This is a genomic window from Vibrio sp. PID17_43, assembly GCF_002608565.1.
GTDB lineage: Bacteria > Pseudomonadota > Gammaproteobacteria > Enterobacterales > Vibrionaceae > Vibrio.
The window spans coordinates 201,252-218,207 of record NZ_LIXM01000001.1; the positions used below are offsets into that span (position 1 = coordinate 201,252).

Consider the following 16,956-nt stretch of genomic DNA (forward strand, 5'->3'; position numbering starts at 1 on the left):
TGTGAAGCGACTGTGAATAGACGTGAGTTAATGCAGAAATACATATAAACAGCAGTGAGTGATGAAGAGTTGAGATGACTGGTTAAGCACAACGATTTACTATGGTTTGTTCGCTAAATCACGCGCTAGGTTCAGCGAGAATGACTTGGTTTGAAGGCGAGGCAACAATTTGAAGATCTAGTGGTTCTAAATCAAATTGGCTGAGAAGTGAGTTTTTTACGCTTGGCTCGTATCGCAACACCTTCGACAACGGTGAATAGCAGACCAACCCAGATGAAAGCAAAGGTCACAGCTTTCACACCATCAAACAGCTCACCAAAGAAAACAACCGCCAATACAAACTGCAGGCTTGGTTCAATGTATTGCATTAAACCTACCGTCGATAAGCTGGTGATACGAATTGCAATGGAGTAAAAAATCAGCGGCAAAATGGTCACCGGAGCACTACCCAAATACAACATAAAGGTAGCAGCATCGACCGTTGAAGCGAGCTCTCCAACCGTCCATTGCTTAACAAATAGATAACCACAAGCGAATGGCATTAATACGAACGCCTCAATAAACAGCGTCGTGCTCCAGCTATAGTTAATCTTCTTTTTAAAAAGCCCATATAGAGAAAAAAACAAACCCATGGTCAACGCAACCATTGGTAGCTCACCATAGTGGATCACTTGGTACAAGACGCCGATGGCTGCCAATAGAATCCCAAGAAACTTGCCTTTCGATAGCTTATCACCAAGAACGAAAACACCTAACGCAACAGAAATCAAAGGGCCAATGAAAAAACCTAAGCTTGCATCGATCACTCTGTGATTTGTCAGCGCCCATGTAAATGCGACCCAAGAGATACACATCAAGCTACTTGCCACGAAAGCATACCCAAGTGACTTTTTGTCTTGCCAAATTTCAGCCCAGTTTGGCCAATGTCGAGTCATCATCAACACTAGAAGAAGGCCTACTGGCACAGAGCCAATAATTCTTAACGCTAACAGCTCATCCATTGCCGCATTCGGTAAATAACGATAATAAATCGGCAGTAATCCCCAAATAACGAAAGATAGCGCCGCCATAAAATTGCCGTAACGACTGTTGTTCATAACTAACTCAGCACATAAAAAGTGACGCGATTCTATAGGGCGCATTTGTTTTGTAAAGTGCTTTTACAACGCAACCTTATAACTACACAGCAAACCCTTGAATGACCGCCGTCAAGCCACTAACAAAACACAGAGTAAGCGCGCCAAAACGAATTTTCTCCTTCGGTAAAGACTGTGTCGTTTTTATCGCCAGCCAATACCCGAACGCTGCACTTGGCAACAACGGAAGAGTGATAAGCAAATGGTGCAGATTGAAAAAACCTGCCGGTATTTGAATCACCAAGGAGATGATAGAGCTGAATACAAAAAACGCCGAAAGGTTACCACGTAACTGATTGGCTTCTTGATGCTGAAGAAGCAGCGCCATCGGAGGCCCGCCTATCGCAGAGCTCGTACCGAACAATCCTGAAAAAAAGCCCGCAACCGTCATCCGTCCGGGTGTCGGCTCAATACGAAACGGCAGCACACTTACCGTAACTGCGAACAATACAAGAAAACCGATCCATAACGTCAACGCTTCTGTAGAAACAAAAAACAGCAGTACCCCACCCGCAATTGAGCCTGGAACCCGGCCTATCAATGCCATTTTCAAACCGCCAATCTCGACACTGCTTCGATGTTTCATCGCATTCATTAAAGAGATAAACAGCGCCACCAAACAGATCGGAGCTGGGACGTACTCAGGCGCCCAAAGTATCAGTAAAGGAGCAGCAACGATCGCTAGCCCAAAGCCAATTGCCGTTTGTACATAAGACCCAAGAAATATCAGCCCCATCGCGAGCAATTGTGTCGAATCGAATTCCATCAATATGATTCTTATCGTTAGTGTAGAAGTAAGAAAATTATATAGGTAGGACGCATCATTTATGGCCCCGCGTAGGATTGACCAATGCGGTGAAAAACACAATCAAAATATGCCAAGAATTAAGCTTCTCGGGTTCATTCTCTGCTACTTTTAAATTTATACAAAACTGAAACCATGCATTAACAATCTTTACGCTATCTCAATGAGATATGCTGCAGTATAAATCCATGTATGTATCGCAAGGTATCATTCCTCGCCCTTTTGTAAGCTAGATCAATCTGTCGAACCAAAAATCGCAACGATGACAGACTAATATTGCAACCACCGTGTAGGAAATATATGAACAGAAAATCAGGTTTCACCTTAATAGAGCTTGTTGTGGTTATTGTCATACTCGGCATTTTGGCTATCGTGGCTGCACCACGTTTTCTAAATATTCAAGATGATGTTCGTGAAGCGCGTTTGGAAGGAATGAAGGGAGCAATTGAGTCTGGCTTAGCAATGGGGTATGGGAAAATGGCAATTGCTAGGTTAGAAGATAGAAGTTATGTAGCAAATTTTAAGACGGATTACCCTGAAGCTGACCTACCATTTGATGGTTGTCAGATCGACGGCCCAAAAAAGTGTGTTTTTCTGTATGGCTACCCAGATTCAGATAGCGAATCAATGAAACTTGTTGTGCAAGGACTGAATGAAAATGGTTCAGATTGGAAAACAATCTACCACCCTGAGGGTTCTACAACCCGAGAAATGGTCATCGCCGCTGCGGACGAAACAAGAGCAAGTCTAACGCAATGCGGTATCCTTTATGGACCACCTCAAAACGCGAATGAGAGTTACACGTTAGAAATCCTTCCTTGCCCAGAATAAACAAGAAGGCTGCCGATCGGCAGCCTTCTTCAATGCTATGAAATCTATTACGCAAATTTAAACACGTACTTATCCATCATGTTCACCATACGGCCAATCTCCGGCTTGGTGATGGTATCATTCGCGCCAAGCGACAGTGCTTTTTCTCGGTTGTCTTCACTCATCAGTGAGGAGAACATCACAATCGGTGTTTGTTTGTATGCTTCTGTATCGCGGAGTCTTTTCACTAGGTGCATACCATCCATACGCGGCATTTCCACATCCGTTACGACCGCATCAAGCAACTCATGAACAGGTAAGTTTTCGTCTTTCGCCACTTCAATCAGATTCATCAGTTTCTCGTAAGCTTCACCACCATCTTTACAGGTGATCACGTTATAACCTGCCGAAGCCAGAGTATCCTGAATCAAAGAGCGAATGAAAGCAGAGTCATCCACGACCATTATCGTCTTCGCATTACGCTTTCCAACCATACGTTGGTTCAAATCAACCGACTTATCGCCTGTGACGTCGTATTTTTCCATACTCAGTTCAGGGTTAATGTCAGCAATGATTTTTTCAAAGTCGAGAATCATGATCAAATTGCCATCTTTACGAACCACGGCAACCACACAGTCTTGCTCACCTGCCTCTAGGAATTGGCTTGGTGATTCAACATCATTCCACGAGATACGGTGAATACGCGAAATACTGTCAATTAAGAAACCATTAGTCATCTTATTAAAGTCAGTAACGATAACAAATTTCCGCTCTAAATCGCGGCGTGTCGGCACACCTAACCAACCCGCAAGATCCACTAACGGCGTCAGTACTTCACGAGAAGAAAAAACACCAACCATATGAGGCTGTGCATTCGGATAATCAGTGGTTTCTGGTACACGAATCACTTCGCGCACTTTCGCGACGTTAATCCCGTAATAACATGTTTTAGTGCTGCCATCTGGCAAGTGTTTTTCTAGGTGAAACTCAATGATTTCAAGCTCATTGGTGCCACTTTCAGTCAAAATACTGCTGGTTACGTTACTCATAAACCCAATTATCCAAAATACGCATCAAGATTTAACTTAATGCAATGCCACAGAGAATCACTTCACAGGCAAAAAATCCAAGAGTCCTTTTGTAGTCACTGAGACATAATTTGTAAATAATCAAAAGGATACTAACCACACATTTCTATATCAAATGCTGAAACTCAGTCTAACATTTGAACAAAATATGCTCGAACACTCAGCGTGTAAGCTAGCTCAGTACTTTTAACGGCAACAAAGGCAAATAGTTTAGCCGCAATTAGTGTTTTTTTATTATGGTTTCATTATCGACACGGTTACGCTTACCATAGACCCCTTCTTCACCTCTTATACCACAACTGATCACCATGGTAATCTGGTCACTATCACGCAATCCTAATAACGTTTTAACGCGTTTTGAGTCAAAACCTTCCATTGGACACGTGTCATAACCTTTATCACGCATGGCATACATGAAAGTCATGGCTGCCAAAGAGACGCTTTTATGTAAACAGACTCGAACATCCGTTTTACTGACTTCTCTCACCATGGGTTTGGCCCGGCCCAACCACCAGCTGTAGATCTTACGCACCACACCACGTAAACCCAACCTGTCGTTGTTATAAACCATTGGGATCAATTTTTCGTAGTATTTAAGAGCGCGCTTAGCCGCAGCGTCGTTACGGCCAGTGAAAGCCTGACGTACAATCTCTGCGTTGCGCTGGGCTCGCTCTTCCCAGTTATGAGTCGTCACAACAAATACAACCAGTTCATTTGCTGTTGTTGCGGCATTCTGTCCCATACAGTACTTCGCAAGTTTGGTTCGCTTTTCAGGTGAAATAACACGATGAAATTCCCACATCTGCATGTTACTGCTGTTTGGGCTCAACGTTGCAAGCTCAAGCGCAGCGGCAACGTCGTCGTGATTAAACTCAGCATTCGCATCGTACTTTCTTACTGAACGACGAGTATGCACAATGGACTCAAAAGAAGAAAAACTCATGATAGGCCTAATACAATAAAAAAGGTGATCTTCACTTATTGGCCACCTCCCTGCAAGAAATTCCCACCTTAGAACAAGCAAAGCGTGAGTAACTCGCCGATACCAAGGGCTAAATATGCTCACTAACTTAATTTCACTATGGAAAAGTCACGCCTATAAACCATACTTTGACCAAGGGTATGCCCCTTTCTGGGTATTCATTACTTTGGGCAGGACGCCACATATGGTCAAGACAATCTTTCATCAAGAGCTCGCCGACAATGCGAACTTCCACATTGATTCGCCAGTGCTCCCTCCCCCTTCGCCAAAAGGGTTGATAGAAGGGGGGTTGAACATGGGTTATGAATCATTAGATAGCCACCTTGGGCACTCAATACAAAACAAATTGGCGCTTCGCTGGATCAGCAAAGATGATCGTATCATTGATTTCAGTTACCTCGAACTGTGCCAACAAACCAATTGCTTTTCAGACGTGCTTGCGCAATTGGGTTTACCTCGCGGAAGCCGAGTGTTCACTCTCGCGGGTCGCCGGCCAGAGCTTTACATTGCCGCACTCGGTACGCTCAAAGCCGGTTGTATTTTTACGCCGCTCTTTTCTGCTTTTGGCCCTGAGCCTATCCGTTCTCGTATGGAAATTGGTAGCGCAAATCTGATCGTCACCACCCGCAGTTTATACCGAAAAAAACTCAAAAGTTGGTGGCGTGACCTACCCCATCTCAAAGCAGTATTACTCATTGATGGAAATCCTGACGATGAGCCCGGTTGCTACGATTACCAAACATTGATGGCAAGTGCTAGCGTTGAGAAACACTGTGAATCCACCCAAGCGGAAGAGATGGCACTGCTGCATTTCACCAGCGGCACAACAGGCAAACCTAAAGGCGTCATTCATGTTCATGAAGCGGTAAAACATCACATTTCCTCAGCGTATTACGCATTAGATCTTAAACCTAATGACATCTATTGGTGTACCGCCGATCCGGGATGGGTAACTGGCACAACTTACGGCATTATCGCCCCATTGTGCCTTGGTGTGACAATGATCGTTGATGAAGCCGAATTTGATGCACAGCGCTGGTATCAGATCTTACAAGACCAGCACGTAACGGTATGGTACACCGCCCCAACCGCTATCCGCATGCTAATGAAGGTTGGTGATAAATTGCCCAAGCAATTCGATCTTTCTCGCTTACGCTTTATGGCAAGTGTCGGTGAGCCATTGAATCCTGAAGCGGTCGAATGGGGAGAAAACGTTTTTGGCATGCCGTTTCATGACAATTGGTGGCAAACCGAAACTGGCGGCATCATGATCGCGAACCTTCCAAGTCAACCAATCAAACCCGGTTCAATGGGCAAACCGCTCCCCGGCATTGAGGCGGCAATCATTAACTCAAGCAGCAGTGGAGAGTTCCAAATCGAAACACAGCCGATGCAGGTGGGTGAACTGGCACTAAAAACGGGATGGCCTTCAATGTTTCGAGGCTACCTCAATCAAGAAGAAAAATATCAATCTTGCTTTACCGGACAATGGTATCTCAGCGGTGATTTAGCCATGCAAGATGAAGATGGTTATGTGTGGTTCGTCGGCCGCAAAGATGACCTGATCAAATCCTCCGGTCATTTGATCGGTCCTTTCGAAGTAGAAAGCGTGTTAATGGAGCACCCTTGTGTGGCTGAGGCTGGCGTCATCGGAGTACCTGACCCAGTAGCCGGACAAATCGTCAAAGCGTTTGTTGCTCTCAAACCCGATATCACTGCAGATGAAGCACTACAACAGTCATTGCTTGGTTTGGCAAGAAAACGACTTGGCGCAGCCGTCGCACCAAAAGAAATCGAATTTCGTCGCAACTTACCCAAAACCCGCAGTGGAAAAATCATGCGCCGGTTATTAAAAGCCCGCGAGCTTGGTCTTCCCGAAGGAGATATTTCGACCTTGGAGAGCGATGAACAATGAATAAGAGACTGCATATCAATCGTCAGCATTTGCTCGAACAGCTTGAGAAAATGCTTCGTATTCGCCGCTTTGAAGAAAAATGTGCCGAGCTCTACGCGCAAGAGAAAATTCGCGGCTTTCTTCATCTTTACATCGGTGAAGAAGCCATCGCCGTCGGCGTTATGTCTGCTCTGACTCAAAACGATCAAATTGTCGCAACCTATCGCGAGCATGGTCATGCGCTCGCACGAGGCATGGATATGGGGAGCATATTGGCAGAGATGTATGGCCGAAGTAACGGTTGCAGTCGTGGTCGTGGTGGCTCAATGCATTTATTTGATAAGAATCTGCACTTCTACGGTGGGAATGCCATTGTGGGAGGCGGACTACCGTTGGCGACAGGGCTCGCAATGGCCAATAAAAAAATGCAACGGGATGCTATCGCGGTTTGCTTTTTTGGTGAGGGTGCCGTTGCCGAAGGTGAATTCCATGAAAGCCTTAATTTAGCTGCGCTGTGGCAACTTCCTGTACTATTTATCTGTGAAAATAACCGCTATGCGATGGGCACTGCACTCGCCTTATCAGAGTCGGAAACCAACATCGCTCAGAAAGCCAGTGGTTATGGTATAGAGGCTTGTCAGGTCGATGGCATGAATGTGGTTGATGTAGAAGCGGCCGCCTCTACCGCCGTTGATTTTATCCGTCAGCAACAGCGCCCATATTTCATCGAATGCCAGACCTACCGCTTTCGTGGCCATTCCAGTTTTGATAACCAGTTGTATCGAGATAAAAGTGAAATTTTACTTTGGGAAGAAAAAGGCCCAGTCAAACAATTGATCCAATGGTTACAAGAAAACAGTCACTTCCAGAACCAAGAGCTCTCAGATATTGAAGCGAAAATTGCTCAAGAGATCAGCGATGCTATCGCCTTCGCCGAAGACGGAGAGTTGGAACCAATAGCGCAGCTTACTCGTTTTGTACATAGCCCGCTAAGCCAACCGCCACCGACACCCATACCGTCGAGCCAAACACCGACTACGCTCACCTATCGAGAGGCCTTACGCGAAGGCATGAAAGATGCGCTAATGCATGATTCACGCACCTTCCTAATGGGGGAAGATGTCGGGCGTTATGGCGGTTGCTACGCGGTCAGCAAAGGCTTACTTGAGCAATTTGGCTCTGAACGGATCATTGATACGCCCCTTTGCGAATCGGGCTTCGTTGGTGTAGGGATTGGCGCGGCTCTTGGAGGAATGCGCCCTATCGTCGAAGTTATGACGGTCAATTTTAGTCTACTCGCGATGGATCAAATTATTAATACCGCCGCCACCTTATTACATATGTCCGGTGGTCAGTTCAATGTTCCTATTGTGATTCGTATGGCTTGTGGCGCGGGCAAGCAACTGGCGGCCCAGCACTCACACAGTTGGGAAAACTTCTACGCTCATGTTCCGGGGCTAAAGGTACTCAGCCCAGCCACACTGAATGATGCTCGCTACATGCTCAGTCAGGCCATGATTGACCCGGATCCGGTGTTAATTTTCGAGCATGTCATGCTGCTAAATGAAGAAGGGATGGTCAGTGACAAACCCGATGCACCGATGAACCAAGCGCTTGTTCGCCGAGCCGGTAACGATGTCACTCTTATTACCTATGGGGGTAGCTTAGGTAAAACGTTACAGGCCGCGAAACAGCTTGAGGCAGAAGGCATTGATGCCGAAGTGGTGGATCTTCGCACACTGAGACCTCTCGATACCGACACCATAATTGCCAGCGTAAATAAAACTCACCGAGCGGTCATCATTGATGAAGGTTGGTTTACCGGGAGCCATGCCGGAGAAATCAGCGCAATCATTATGGAAAAAGCGTTTTGGCAACTTGATGCTCCCGTCGAGCGAGTGTGTACCGAAGAAGTGCCGATTCCTTATCCTCACCATCTAGAACAAGCCGCAATTCCGCAAAGCGACAACATCATCGCCGCGGCCAAGGCTACGTTGATAGCGCCGGACTGGCAAACCGATGGAGGGAAATCCGACAATGGATAACCATGCCCCTAGCCCTTCTTTGATTGACATCACCATGCCTGCATTAGGTGCCGATATGCGGGACGGCACTCTGCTTGAATGGCTCATCAAGCCCGGTGACAATGTAGAAAAGGGCGATATTATTGCGGTCATCGAAACCAGCAAAGGCGCGATTGATATGGAGACCTACCACAATGGTACGATCTCTGAATTATTGGTAGAGCCAGAAATCAAGCTGCCCGTCGGTAGTGTCATGGCACGTATGGAAAGCGACAGTCCCACAAGTGAAGCATTAAACGAACACGCACTGAGAGCACCCACTCAAGAAGACAAGGTATCTGATTCCCCATTTACCTATGAAGAGCCAGCACATGAGGCGCTGCCAATACAAGAGCGCGTATCGAACACTACCAACAACACTCTAAATTCTCCAGAAATAGAACCCAATGAGACACCATTCCCTCCTTACATTCCCCCGAGAAAACTTCGCGCGACTCACAGCAATTTAGATAGTCTAGTTCCCACAACGAACGAACAAGAGCGAAGTAGACCTGAACCTCAACCTCACCAAAAGCAAAAGCAAAGAGTGTTCGCTTCCCCCATTGTTCGAAAAACGGCTTTTCGCTTAGGGATCGCTCTCTCTTCCTTAACGGGAAGTGGACCAAAAGGCGCTATTGTGCTTCGAGACCTACTCTCTCATTTAGACTCAAGTGAAGTAAAACCTCTGCGTAAATCCGAAACGAAAAACGCAGCGTCAGCCGCTTCAACCATGCGCCAAGCGATCAGCGACGCAATGACACGTTCGAAACAAGAGATCCCTCACTATTACCTTGCGCAGGAAATCAACCTCACTCACGCACAGAAATGGCTCACGCAACAGAATCAACAACGCGAACCTGAACAACGTTTATTGCTCCCTGCCTTATTGCTCACCGCGATAGCGCGTCAACTGGTCCGTTTTCCTCAACTCAACGGTTTTTATCATAACGGGTGCTTTACTCCCTCCACCAATATCAACATCGCAAACACCATCAGCCTTCGTGAAGGTGGTCTTGTCACTCCAGCCATTCTTAAAGCCGATCAACTCAGCATCCAGCAAGTCATGGATTCACTACGGGATATCACTGAGCGCGGTAGGCATGGCCGATTACGCAGTTCCGAAATCAGCCAAGGCAGCATTACCGTCACCAGTATTGGTGAGCGCGGTGCCGATATGCTAACTGGTGTGATTTACCCACCTCAAGTCGCAATCATCGGTTTAGGCCGGCTAAGAAAAGCCCCAATTATAAACAACGATAAACTTGAAATTGGTGAAGTGATGACCGTTACTCTTGCAGCGGATCATCGTGTAAGTGATGGGATCAGTGGAGCTCGTTTTCTGCACGCACTCGCCAAACAACTCCAACATCCAGAGGCATTATGAATAACGACACTATCACAGCCAGCATTGCACAAGCGCTTTCCCGCATCGCGCCAGAAATAGAAATTGATGACATCGACATTAATGAAGATCTGCGTGAGGAGTGTGATCTCGACTCCATGGACTTCCTAAACCTGCTTACTTCAATTAAGCAAAGCACGGGGGTGAGCATCCCGGAAAGCGATTACGCCAAGGTACGCAGTTACAACCAATTACAACAATATTTGCAGATGCATATTCAGTAAAACAGAACTCACTCTTAAATACCCATCCTAATTTAGTCAGCCAAGATAAGGAGATTCGCCATGCAAGCAGACACCACACAACCGTTGATTTATCACTATTGCCAGCTCCGTGCTAGTGATGTTGCTCTTGTTGGTGGCAAGAATGCGAGCCTAGGTGAAATGTTCAATCAGCTCGGTCAGTCAGGTATCCGTGTGCCAGACGGGTTTGCCACTAGCGCACAACTCTACCGTGACTTTCTTCATCAAAATGAACTCGATTTACCAATAGCGACCCTCTTAAATGCAATGGATAACGGAGAGTTAAGCCTTGCTGATGCAGGACAAGAAATCCGCACCCTAATTTTCCAAGGTAGCTTTACCCAAGCACAAGAACAACACATTCTCGAGGCTTACCATCTGTTAAGTGAGCACATCGGTGTACCCTTGGCTTCCGTAGCGGTACGCAGTTCGGCCACCGCCGAGGACTTACCTGAGGCCAGTTTCGCAGGCCAACAAGAAAGCTACCTCAACATTTGTGGTGATGAGGCCGTACTCACCGCCTGCAAACAGTGTTTTGCTTCACTGTATACTGATCGTGCAATTGTTTATCGCCAGGAGCAAGGGTTTGAACATCAGCAAGTCGCGTTGTCCGTGGGTATACAGCAAATGGTCGAATCGCAATGCGCCGGTGTTATGTTCAGCCTTGATACGGAAAGCGGCTTCCCAGATGTGGTATTGATTAATGGCAGTTGGGGGTTGGGCGAAACGATAGTCAAAGGCTCCGTCACGCCAGATCGATTCATGGTCTTCAAACCTCTACTCAAACAGGAAAACAAACGACCGATTATTGAAAAACAGCTCGGTAATAAACGAGAAAAAATGGTGTTCAGTGAACCAGGAAACACCGAACAACCCACGATGACTCTACCGACCGATGAAGTGGAACGTAACCAGTTAGTGCTCAATGATGATGAGGTTTTAAAGCTTAGTCATTGGGCGATGATTATCGAACAACATTATGGCTGCGCCATGGATATGGAGTGGGCCAAAGACAGCCATAGCCAACAATTGTTTATGCTTCAAGCTCGGCCAGAAACCGTGGAAACCCATAAAAACCGAGCCGTGATCGTCAATTATCAACTGGAGAAAACCACCGCACCTATTCTTCTTGAAGGAGCCAGTGTGGGCGGCGCTGTTGCCGTAGGAGAAACGTATACCATCATGTCACCAGACGATATTGACGCCTTCCCTGAGGGCGCGATTCTTGTGACCGAGCGAACCGACCCTGATTGGGTTCCTCTTATGCGAAAAGCGGCGGGGATCATTACCGACTCTGGGGGACCAACAAGCCATGCCGCCATTGTCAGCCGTGAGCTTAAAGTTCCGGCGATCGTGGGGACGGAACACGCGACACAAAAGCTCACCACAGGGCAGACCGTAACATTAAGCTGTGCCAAGGGGGCCACTGGTCAAGTTTATGACGGTGTCGTCAACTACCATACTCAACAAATTGACCTGACTTCTTTACCGTCGACCCAAACTCAAATCATGATTAACGCAGCAATGCCGGATGGCATTTTTCATTGGTGGCAACTGCCCACGGCTGGGATCGGGTTAACTCGCATTGAGTTCATAATCTCAAGCCAAATTGGATTGCACCCTATGGCGCTGCTTTATCCAGAGCAGGTTACCGACCCAGAAGTGAATAACGACATTAAACAACGATGCCAAGGGTTTACCACTCTGGCGGATTATTTCACTGACAACCTCGCGCTCGGAGTCAGTAAAATTGCCGCCAGCCAATATCCAAAACCTGTCATCGTCCGCATGTCCGATTTCAAATCAAACGAATATCGAGGTCTGTTAGGTGGCCAATATTTTGAGCTTAATGAAGAAAACCCAATGCTCGGGCTAAGAGGGGCATCACGCTATTACCACCCTCGCTATCGTGAAGCATTCCAACTTGAATGTAAGGCAATCAAGAAAGCCAGAGAAGAAATGGGCTTTGATAATATCATCGTCATGATCCCATTTTGTCGAACCGTCAGTGAAGCGGATAAAGTCCTGGATGTTATGGCGCAAGCCGGACTCAAACGAGGAGAAAACGGGCTTGAAGTCTACGTCATGTGTGAGATCCCTTCCAATGTCATTCTCGCCGACCGTTTTTCCGAAAGGTTTGACGGTTTTTCAATTGGGAGTAACGATTTAACTCAGTTAGTGTTAGGCATTGACCGTGACTCTGCGGAGCTAAAACCGATGTTTGATGCCCGAGACGATGCAGTTAAAAGTCTCATTGAACAGGTCATTCAGGTCGCTCACCGCAAAGGCAGAAAGGTCGGAATTTGTGGCCAAGCACCATCGGATCATCCTGAATTTGCTGAGTTTCTCGTTTCATGTGGTATCGACTCAATCTCACTCAATCCGGACTCATTTGCCAAAGGGTGTGAGGTGATTGCGAAAGCAGAAGGATCGCTAACAAATGATACCAAGCCATAACCTCCCACTGAGTGGTTCTTGAGTTAACTCTGTTTCTTTATTCTAACGGGGATAGGAGCGCTCTTGCATCGGTCCAGCTGAACGTTGGGCCGCGAGTGCACACATATTGGTTTTTCACATAACAATGCCCGCACAAACCCACCGCACAATGCATCCGACGCTCCAATGACAAATAAATCGAGTGGGTATCAATGCCACAAGCGACTAAATACTCGATGACCGCACACATCATCAATTCTGGCCCAGAAATCAACACGCGTTCTGGCAATTCAGCAAAGGTCTCTAATACCTTGGGCAAAATGCTCACCGCAGTCCCTGGGTAATAGTCAAGCGGTTCTAAATCAGAAGCATCTTCAACCACATTAAAGATAGGTATAAGGTGCTGCCAGCGATCCCGTTCAGGCGTTAGCATCAAGGTGTTTTTACTGCGAGTCGCATACACCACCGCTAACTGATCAAAATTACCCTGCTCAATAAGCTGCTCTGTGATGCTCACCAAAGGAGCCATTCCGCACCCTCCTCCAATGATAAGAACCTTTTTATCTGCCAGTTCATTAACAGGCCACCCCTGACCAAACGGGCCTCGTGCGCCTAACACATCACCGATTTTTTGCTCAAACAGTGCTTGTGTCACGCCCCCCATCATACGGACAAGTGCGCGAAAGTTTCCCTTTTCATCGGGTAACGCCGTGAAGGTAAATGGCGCTTCACCAACGCCGGGCACACACAGCATAAAAAACTGCCCGCTTTGCGCTTTCAGCCACGTAGATGTCACCTCAAGTAATCGAAAATGATAATGGCGGGTATTTTCCCCATCGTCATAAAAATCAATAATTTCAATACGAACTGGTGTTAGGCTATACATCATCAGCCATCCTTTTCATTAATGAATGTACTCCAATGACGCCTGGGCACGTCTGTTCACACCGACCGCAACCCACGCAGCCATAACGACCAAATTCAGGCACAAAGTCCAGACTAAACTTGTGATACCAAAATCGCTCAACCCTTGTCCCTGCTTCTTTAGACGGATTGTGGAAACTTGCTTCACGTTGAAAGCCTTCATACAAACAGGAATCCCAGAACCTCACTTGAGAAGTGTCAACCTGAGCCGCAGTATCCGAGGTCGTTATTGAGCGAGTACCAAAGCAAGAACAGGTCGGGCAAAGCGTTGTACACCCAGAGCAGCCAAGGCACTGTATGCCAATCTGCTGCCAAAACTCCGGTGATATTCTGCCCTCCGTCACTTTGCTGATGCCATCCAGTAAGTACTGATCATCAGGAAAAGCCTGCTCGCAGTGTGCTATATTTTCCCAGCGCAGACTCATATCGTGGGACGTAGCGAGCTCCAGCTCTAGTCCCTGCAATGACAGTTCCCCTCGCTCAGACAGCACCACTAATAACCAACGCTCACCATCAAGTGGATGCAGTACTAAGTCTGCGGTCTCATCTCGCACGCTTGGGCCAGCATTTACCGTTGGGCAAAAACCATGTTCACACGGCTGAATACAATCAACACCAATCAATAATGCTTGTTGACGGCGAGCCTGGTAATAAGGATCGTTTTCAAAAAACAGATCTTGGTAGTGAATCGCCATCAAATCACAACTTTGCACACCAAACAAAACAAAGGGCTCTACGTCGGGTAGCGTTTCCTTAAAAAACTGCCCATCAAACACATACAGAGGTTCTTGCTCTGCGAAGAAAAATGCTTTGGCAGAATGCGTCGGTTTACTGTCCACCAGCGGGGGTAAATCACTGCTGTCTACTTGTTGCCAGTAGCTATCCCCTTGCTTTTTTTCACTGTGCTCGACAACCTGATACAATGCTCGCTGACGCAATAGGTGTGTTCTCATCGCGTCTAATGAATCTAACAGATACGTCTTATTCATTTTGTCCCCTCCTGTCGTTGCCAAACCGCACTAGGCTGATGATCTACAGCTAGAGGTTCGACCGCCACTGCACACGCTTTCAGCTCCGGCATTTTAGTAATTGGATCTTGCGCGGTATTGGTTAACTGATTTGAAGGTGCTTCTTTAAAATGATAAGGCATACTCACCAAACCAGGTGGTACATCGTCCGTAATCATTGCACGAGTTTCTATGTATCCGCGACGAGAACGAACACCAACAGGACTATATAGTGAAATGCCTAACCCACTGGCGTCCTGGGGATTAATAAATAATATTCCGGGCGGAATTTCTCGTTCAAGCAGCGGGGATTTACGGGTCATGGAGCCACAACCATAATGGAAATGAAGACGATTGGTGGTCAATAACAGTGGATACTGTTCATCTGCGGGTTCTGCAATAGGTACATAGTGCACCGGCGTTAAGCGTGCTCGCCCAATAGGAAATGTATTTTGATGAAGCACCGTCGTTCCCTCAGGCGCGTCATCATTGCAAGGCCATTGTAAGCCATGGTTCTCCGCTAGCTTTGCGTAACTCATGCCTTGATAAGATGGTGTCACAGAGGCCATTTCATCAAAGACCTCTTCACTATCACGCCAATTGAGTGCCTGACTGCCCATCCTTTGTGCGAGGGCTTGTAACCACTGCCAGTCCCCCATCGATTCTCCAATCGGTGACATCGCAGGGTTAATACGTTGAACGCGGCGCTCACAATTGGTAAATGTGCCCGCTTTTTCGGCAAAAGAAGCCGCAGGAAGAATATAGTCAGCCAATTTAGCCGTTTCTGTCATGGTCAATTCCGCCACCACCAGCAGCTCTAACGACTTATACGCTTCACGAACGTGGTTTTGATCTGGGTCCGTAACAACAGGATCTTCACCAAATAAGATTTGCGCGCGAAACTCTCCTTCCAACGCCGCTTTTGTCATCCCTAATGAAGTCAGCCCTGGCGTCGCTGCCACTTCACAGCCCCAATGCTCAGTAAATCGCTGTTGGGTATCTGCATCATCAACGGATTGATAGCCGGGATAGACATTCGGCAGACAACCCATGTCGCAGGCACCCTGGACATTATTTTGCCCACGTAACGGATTGATTCCCGTTCCGGGCCTACCAATGTGCCCGCAAACCAATGCCAGATCCGCTAAAGCAATCACATTTGAAGTACCACTAACAAATTGTGTGATTCCCATTCCGTATAAAATCATCGCACGATCAGCTTGGCTATAATACTCCGCCGCTTCACGGATCGAATGGGCATTAAGGCCTGTGATTTGCTCTACCGACTCCGGCGTGACCTCTTCGACCTGTTTCGCCAACGCATCAAACCCTTCACAGCGATCGTTAATAAACGTCTTATCATGCCATTGGTTACTTAAAATTACCTGAATCATGGCGTTAATTAACGCGATGTTCGTGCCCGGATTTAACTGTAAATGTAGATCGGCCAACTTAGCTAAACGCGTTGTCCTTGGATCAATGACAATCAACTTCGCCCCTGACTGTTGGGCGCGTATCACCTGCCCACCAAGCACGCTATGGTTCTCGGTTGGGTCAGCGCCGATAACCACAATGACCTCCGCTTCAAACAAATCTTTGGTGCTGTTGGTCATCGCGCCAGATCCGAGTACCTGTTTCAGCCCGGCTACCGTCGGGCTGTGGCAAATACGCGCGCAATGATCAATATTATTCGTGCCTAATACGGCTCGGGCAAATTTCTGCGCCGCGTAATTGTCTTCATTGGTTGCACGGGCGCTACTGATCACCCCTGTCGCGTTAGGCCCAAACTCGTTAATGATATCGTTCAGCGTGGTGCTGATACCATCGAGCGCTTCCTCCCAACTCACTGGGATAAACTGATCACGGATGCGTTTTAAAGGCTGAGTAATTCGATTGTCAGGAGAAATAGCATAAACACTACTCCAACCCTTATCACACAACTGGCCTTGGCTAATAGGATGGTGACGCAAGGGGCTTGCACTACGTACTTGCCCACCGTCGTCACAAGAAAGAAGCATTCCGCACCCAACACCACAAAATGGGCAGACGGTCTGAGTGGGTCGTGGGGTTTTAGACGGCCTATGTTTGTTTTTTCGCATCGCTATAACCTTGCCACTTGAAACTAGCTAGATTATAGCAGTCGCCTACCCCCTTCGCCCGAAGGCCT

13 protein-coding genes are annotated in these 16,956 nt (G+C 47.2%); 6 read left to right on the top strand and 7 right to left on the bottom strand.

The annotated features are described in order from the left end of the window. Window positions 1-191: 191 nt before the first annotated feature. Window positions 192-1,097, bottom strand: coding sequence for an EamA family transporter RarD (gene rarD, locus AK965_RS00965; RefSeq protein WP_099077838.1), 906 nt, complete (start codon window positions 1,095-1,097; stop codon window positions 192-194). Between the two features lie 82 nt (window positions 1,098-1,179). Further along, window positions 1,180-1,902, bottom strand: coding sequence for a sulfite exporter TauE/SafE family protein (locus AK965_RS00970; RefSeq protein ID WP_099077839.1), 723 nt, complete (start codon window positions 1,900-1,902; stop codon window positions 1,180-1,182). A gap of 339 nt (window positions 1,903-2,241) precedes the next feature. Here AK965_RS00970 and AK965_RS00975 point away from each other — a divergent pair, with 339 nt between their 5' ends. Beyond that, window positions 2,242-2,772, top strand: coding sequence for a type II secretion system protein (locus AK965_RS00975; RefSeq protein ID WP_099077840.1), 531 nt, complete (start codon window positions 2,242-2,244; stop codon window positions 2,770-2,772). 47 nt (window positions 2,773-2,819) lie between these two features. On the opposite strand, the gene AK965_RS00980 is transcribed toward AK965_RS00975, so the two are convergent. Further along, a complete protein-coding gene (locus AK965_RS00980; protein ID WP_099077841.1) occupies window positions 2,820-3,800 on the bottom strand; it encodes a chemotaxis protein in 981 nt (326 codons plus the stop codon). A 259-nt stretch (window positions 3,801-4,059) separates the two neighbouring features. Beyond that, window positions 4,060-4,782 (bottom strand): nitroreductase family protein, encoded by a 723-nt coding sequence (locus AK965_RS00990; protein WP_099077842.1) that lies wholly within the window; start codon window positions 4,780-4,782, stop codon window positions 4,060-4,062. A 223-nt stretch (window positions 4,783-5,005) separates the two neighbouring features. On the opposite strand from AK965_RS00990, the gene acsA reads away from it, so the two are divergent. From acsA to ppsA, 5 genes are read left to right on the top strand one after another with little or no spacing between them, the layout of a single operon-like run. Beyond that, window positions 5,006-6,736, top strand: a complete 1,731-nt coding sequence (gene acsA / locus AK965_RS00995) for an acetate--CoA ligase (protein ID WP_099077843.1) — start codon at window positions 5,006-5,008, stop codon at window positions 6,734-6,736. Beyond that, entirely contained in the window at window positions 6,733-8,760 is a 2,028-nt protein-coding gene (pdhA, locus tag AK965_RS01000; RefSeq protein WP_099077844.1) for a pyruvate dehydrogenase (acetyl-transferring) E1 component subunit alpha, read from the top strand. The genes acsA and pdhA overlap by 4 nt, the downstream gene beginning before the upstream one ends. Further along, window positions 8,753-10,162, top strand: coding sequence for a dihydrolipoamide acetyltransferase family protein (locus tag AK965_RS01005; RefSeq protein WP_099077845.1), 1,410 nt, complete (start codon window positions 8,753-8,755; stop codon window positions 10,160-10,162). The genes pdhA and AK965_RS01005 overlap by 8 nt, the downstream gene beginning before the upstream one ends. Next, on the top strand, window positions 10,159-10,404 hold the full coding sequence (locus AK965_RS01010; RefSeq protein ID WP_099077846.1) for an acyl carrier protein: 246 nt from the start codon (window positions 10,159-10,161) through the stop codon (window positions 10,402-10,404). The genes AK965_RS01005 and AK965_RS01010 overlap by 4 nt, the downstream gene beginning before the upstream one ends. Before the next feature lie 60 nt (window positions 10,405-10,464). Further along, window positions 10,465-12,879: a phosphoenolpyruvate synthase gene (gene ppsA / locus AK965_RS01015; RefSeq protein WP_099077847.1), complete on the top strand. Its 2,415-nt coding sequence runs from the start codon at window positions 10,465-10,467 to the stop codon at window positions 12,877-12,879. 37 nt (window positions 12,880-12,916) lie between these two features. Here ppsA and AK965_RS01020 read toward each other — a convergent pair whose 3' ends face one another. Genes AK965_RS01020 through fdhF form a run of 3 tightly spaced genes read right to left on the bottom strand, consistent with a single transcriptional unit; the run spans window position 12,917 to window position 16,888 of the window. After that, entirely contained in the window at window positions 12,917-13,747 is an 831-nt protein-coding gene (locus tag AK965_RS01020; RefSeq protein WP_253252639.1) for an FAD-binding oxidoreductase, read from the bottom strand. Further along, window positions 13,737-14,771 carry a 4Fe-4S dicluster domain-containing protein gene (locus AK965_RS01025; protein WP_099077848.1) on the bottom strand — a complete coding sequence of 345 codons (1,035 nt, stop codon included), beginning with the start codon at window positions 14,769-14,771 and terminating at the stop codon, window positions 13,737-13,739. The genes AK965_RS01020 and AK965_RS01025 overlap by 11 nt, the downstream gene beginning before the upstream one ends. Further along, window positions 14,768-16,888, bottom strand: coding sequence for a formate dehydrogenase subunit alpha (gene fdhF / locus AK965_RS01030; RefSeq protein ID WP_099077849.1), 2,121 nt, complete (start codon window positions 16,886-16,888; stop codon window positions 14,768-14,770). Before fdhF ends, AK965_RS01025 begins: the two co-directional genes overlap by 4 nt. Between the last annotated feature and the right edge of the window lie 68 nt (window positions 16,889-16,956).